Source organism: Rhodococcus sp. (in: high G+C Gram-positive bacteria) (assembly GCF_049286785.1).
GTDB lineage: Bacteria > Actinomycetota > Actinomycetes > Mycobacteriales > Mycobacteriaceae > Rhodococcus_F.
Window position 1 is genome coordinate 1 of sequence record NZ_JBAQEO010000931.1, and the last position, 4,180, is coordinate 4,180.

Sequence of the window (4,180 nt, forward strand, 5' to 3'; positions counted from 1 at the left end):
CGACGAGCCAGCACGGCGGGCTCATCCAGTTCAACGGCTTGTAGGCGCGGTCGTCGGCGTGAACGCTGACCGATCCGTCCGACTTGATCAGCAGCAGACGGCGCGCTGTAGGCAGATGGGCAGTCAAACGGCCCACATAGTCGACTCGGCATCGGGCAATCACTAGGCGCACCCGCCCACCCTAAGGGATCGGCCGACTAGTCTCGAATAACTATGCAGAGCCCACGCAAATCTGTCGCGCCGTTGGGGTCGTGGCTGCTCGGTTCGCCCGATGAGAGCCCGCGTCGCCGCCGGGTGCGCGTGCAATTACTCCTCACCGCGCCGTTGATCATCACCAATCTGATCGGGGCACTGATCGCGGGCCTCCTCATCAGTGTCGTCGTTCCCGGTCCGTCGGTGTGGGCACGAGACTTCTGGCTTGCCAACTTCGTCGCCGTGCCGGTGTACGTCGTGTGCGCGGTACTCGTCGGAGTGACCTGGGGAACCAGACGGTTGGTCTCGGATCTGCGCTGGGCCACGGAGGATCAGGAACCCTCGGACCGTGATCGGGCCGCGGCGTTCCGCGCGCCGTGGCGACTCACCCGCGTCCAGGCCGCGCTGTGGGGTCTCGGATTGGCCTTCTTCACGACGCTGTACGGGATCATTGATCCGCAGACCATCCCGAAGGTCGCCTTCACGATCGCCTTCGCCGGGATCACGATCTGCGCATTCTGCTATCTCCTGACCGAGTTCGCGCTACGGCCGGTGGCAGCGCGCGCACTGGCGTCTGACGGCCCACGCGCGCGACGGACGCTGGGCATCACGGGCCGCACGGTGCTCGCATGGATTCTCGGCACCGGAGTCCCGCTGTCGGGCCTCATGCTCATCGCCGTCTTCAGTTTCATCCGCTACGCGAGCTCGACCAGTCTGGCCATCTCGATCCTTGCGCTCGGCGGAGTCATCCTCTGCTTCGGCCTGCTGCTGGTGGTCATCAGCGTGCGGGCGACAGCTGCGCCGATCAGGTCCGTCCAGCTCGGCATGGCCCGCGTGGCCGATGGGGAACTGGACGTCGAGGTCATCGTCTACGACGGTACGGAGCTGGGCGCACTCCAGACCGGATTCAACCGGATGGCCGAGGGCCTGCGCGAACGCGAACGAATCCGGGACCTGTTCGGACGCCATGTCGGCCAGGAGGTGGCCCTCCGCGCGCTCGGCCAGGCCACCGAACTCGGTGGCGAGGAACGCGACGTCGCGGTCCTGTTCGTCGACATCATCGGGTCCACCACCCTTGCAGTCACCCGATCCCCCACCGAGGTCGTGGAATTGCTCAATCGGTTCTTCGATGTCGTCGTGGAGGAGGTGGACCGTCGCGGTGGATTCGTCAACAAGTTCGAGGGCGACGCTGCTCTCGCCATCTTCGGCGCGCCCCTGGTGCTCGACAACCACGCGGGCGCCGCGCTGTCGGCGGCCCGAGCCCTGAGGAACCGCCTCGCCGAGGAAGTGCGTGGATGCGAAGCTGGGATCGGGGTGGCCGCAGGACGGGCCGTGGCGGGTAATATCGGGGCGCACGACCGGTACGAGTACACCGTGATCGGCGACCCCGTCAACGAGGCCGCCCGGCTCTCGGAGCTGGCGAAGAACGTACCCGGCCACCTCGTGGCCTCACAACCCGCCGTCGACGCGGCGAGCGAAGACGAGAAGCGGCAATGGCAGTTCACCGACCGGGTCACGCTCCGCGGGCGCCTCGAGCCCACCACCCTGGCGGTTCCTGCAGAATCGGTCGCCCCGGAGTCGGACCTTCGCGATGTCTCCGATCCCTCTACGAAGATTTCCTGAGCGGAGCGAGAGGCGTCCGATCCACCGATGCTCCCGGACCCGGGTTTCTGGCGACGATTTCGGGTCGCGCCACCGGATGGGTAGCCGACATCTCGGTGCCCGGGTAGGGACTGCAGATCCGGACGTCGTGCGCGAAACACCACCGCCAGTTATCACCGTGCCGGAGTGATTGCACCACCGGATGACCGGTCCGCTCGGCGTGGTGCCGCGCATGCCGCATGGGTGACGAGTCACTGCACCCGACATACCCGCAGGTCAGGCACATCATGAGATGTTGCCAGTGCGTGCCGAGCGCGAGACAGCCCTCGCAGCCGTCCGGGGTGTGCGCCACGACGTCGTCGCGCACCATGCCGAGATCCGGATCTTGCCAGTCGAAACGTTGGGTCATTGCTCCACCTCGATTCCAGGTTGGCTGCTGCACCGCTCCCTCACCTGGTCATGCCAGAACCAAAGAATCGGCCGTCACTCGTCCCGTCGGTACAGCGAGCCGTTTCGACCGGCGGATAAGGGGTAGTTCAATGCCATGAATCTCGACGCCTTCCCGAACCGGGTGATGAATGGCATCCCGGAGGAGGCGGAACTCCGCTCGGTCGTCGAGCTCACGGCACGTATGTATGAATGCCGTGGTCGGGACGACATTCTCGGCCTGATGGCCGAGGCCGTGGGCGAACTGGGGCAGTTGACGATCGAGCGGTCCGACGAGCCTCCGCGTAGCGGCACGGACGAAGGATGGCGCCGACGCGTCGAGATCGACGATTCCACCTCCCCTGCCACCACTGTCACCCTGTGCGCGGTGCGGCCGCCGAGTCCCGTCCAGCGGACCCTTCTGGACTTGGTGCTCCAGCACGCCTCGGCGGCGATGCGGACGCAGACCCTCCGAGCTCGTTCTGTGCGACGGGAGGAGGAGAACGCCGCGTTGACCGCCGACGTCGCCCGTCTGCAGCGGGAAGTCGACGTCTACGGCACCTTCGGCCGACTGTCGGTGGCCGAGGTCGACGAGAGGGCCGTTGCGACTGCTCTCCACGAACTCACCGGACTCTCCGTGGGCTTCGAAGACGCGTTCGGCCACCTGCGGGTGTGGACAGGTCCGGGAAAGACGTCGCGGTACCGCCGGATCGGGGGACGAAATCGGATCGAGGTCCTCCGGCGCGCTTCGATGGACGGCCATCCGGTCCGCGACGACAACCGGATCGTGCATGTCATCCGCCCCGGTCAGACGCTCCTCGGACTCCTCTACGTGTGGGATCCCGAACACCTTGCGACCGACTCCGATCTCCTTGCCCTCGAACGCGCAGCGGCCGTGCTCGCTGTCGAACTGTCGCACCGGCGGTCACTCGCCGAAACGGAGGCACGGCTCAGCCGCGATCTGGGAGCCGACCTTCTCGCCGGCACCGGAGAGGAGACTGCTTGTGCGCGGGCCGACGCGCTCGGCTACGACCTCCGTACCGCCCAACGCGTGGTGGTGGTGCAGTGCACGACGAACACACCGGACACCATCGTGACCGACGTCATGCGGCGGCACTTCAGGTCGACAGAAACTCCTGCTCTTCTGGTTCCCGCCGTCGACGAGCGGCCCGACATCGTGGCAGCGATCGCCGAGGCGACCGTCGATCCGAATGCCTTGTGGGCGGCACTGGAAAAGATGTCGGGACGCGCGGCCGGGATCATCGCGGTCGGCTCCGAATGTGGCTCTCCGGGAGATGTGCCGACGTCGTACGCCCATGCGCTCCGGACGCTGGAAATTCGTCGGCAGTCGCTATCACCTTCCGGCGTAGCACGTTTCGAGGAACTCGGCGTCTACCGCATCCTCGATTCGCACAGCACCACCGACGATGTCGAGTCGTTCGTGCGGGAGTGGCTCGGACCGTTGCTCGAATACGATCGTGAACACAGAAGCACGATGACGGCCACGCTCGCACAGTATCTCGACTGCGGCGGCAAATACGACGAGACGGCGCAGGCGCTACGGATTCACCGCAGCACGCTCCGGTATCGGATGTCCCGGATTCACGACCTCACCGGACGTGACCTCCGCAGTGTCGATACCCGTCTCAACCTTCACCTGGCCACCCGGGCACTACAGGTATTGGCCGGCGGGACGCAGCCCTGAAGCGTGCGGGCACAGCACTTTTCGACAAAAGGGAGTTGTCCCCCGGAAATGCCGGAAGCCCCCCAACGGTGTTGGGGGGCTTCCGGTAACGGATGTTCGGCGGTGTCCTACTCTCCCACACCCTGTCAGGTGCAGTACCATCGGCGCTGGAGGGCTTAGCTTCCGGGTTCGGAATGGGACCGGGCGTTTCCCCTCCGCTATGGCCGCCGTAACTCTATGAAACTGTCACACACAAACATCAGCGAAGACATCTGC

General features: G+C 65.8%; 3 protein-coding genes, 1 rRNA gene and 1 pseudogene. 2 read left to right on the forward strand and 3 right to left on the reverse strand.

Translation table 11 applies throughout. The features are described from left to right. Window positions 1-172, reverse strand: a pseudogene (locus WAW17_RS33805) (endonuclease); the annotation flags it as partial. 41 nt (window positions 173-213) lie between these two features. Between WAW17_RS33805 and WAW17_RS33810 the strand changes: the two are divergent. Further along, window positions 214-1,815 (forward strand): adenylate/guanylate cyclase domain-containing protein, encoded by a 1,602-nt coding sequence (locus WAW17_RS33810; protein WP_422337185.1) that lies wholly within the window; start codon window positions 214-216, stop codon window positions 1,813-1,815. Here the strand turns inward: WAW17_RS33810 and WAW17_RS33815 are convergent. Continuing rightward, the gene (locus WAW17_RS33815; RefSeq protein WP_422337186.1) at window positions 1,799-2,203 is read right to left on the reverse strand and encodes a UBP-type zinc finger domain-containing protein; all 405 of its coding nucleotides are present in this window, start codon (window positions 2,201-2,203) and stop codon (window positions 1,799-1,801) included. The two genes, WAW17_RS33810 and WAW17_RS33815, sit on opposite strands and share 17 nt — an antisense overlap. Before the next feature lie 135 nt (window positions 2,204-2,338). Here WAW17_RS33815 and WAW17_RS33820 point away from each other — a divergent pair, with 135 nt between their 5' ends. Next, complete coding sequence (locus WAW17_RS33820) at window positions 2,339-3,925, forward strand: PucR family transcriptional regulator (protein ID WP_422337187.1); 1,587 nt, start codon at window positions 2,339-2,341, stop codon at window positions 3,923-3,925. Window positions 3,926-4,019: 94 nt separating this feature from the next. Here WAW17_RS33820 and rrf read toward each other — a convergent pair. Further along, a 5S ribosomal RNA gene (rrf, locus tag WAW17_RS33825) occupies window positions 4,020-4,136 on the reverse strand. Window positions 4,137-4,180 lie beyond the last annotated feature (44 nt).

What these genes read in the sequence shown, in the direction of transcription:
- WAW17_RS33810 (WP_422337185.1), top strand. Translation starts at nt 214, where the DNA reads ATGCAGAGCCCACGCAAATCTGTCGCGCCGTTGGGGTCGTGGCTGCTC.
- WAW17_RS33815 (WP_422337186.1), bottom strand. Translation starts at nt 2,203, where the DNA reads ATGACCCAACGTTTCGACTGGCAAGATCCGGATCTCGGCATGGTGCGC.
- WAW17_RS33820 (WP_422337187.1), top strand. Translation starts at nt 2,339, where the DNA reads ATGAATCTCGACGCCTTCCCGAACCGGGTGATGAATGGCATCCCGGAG.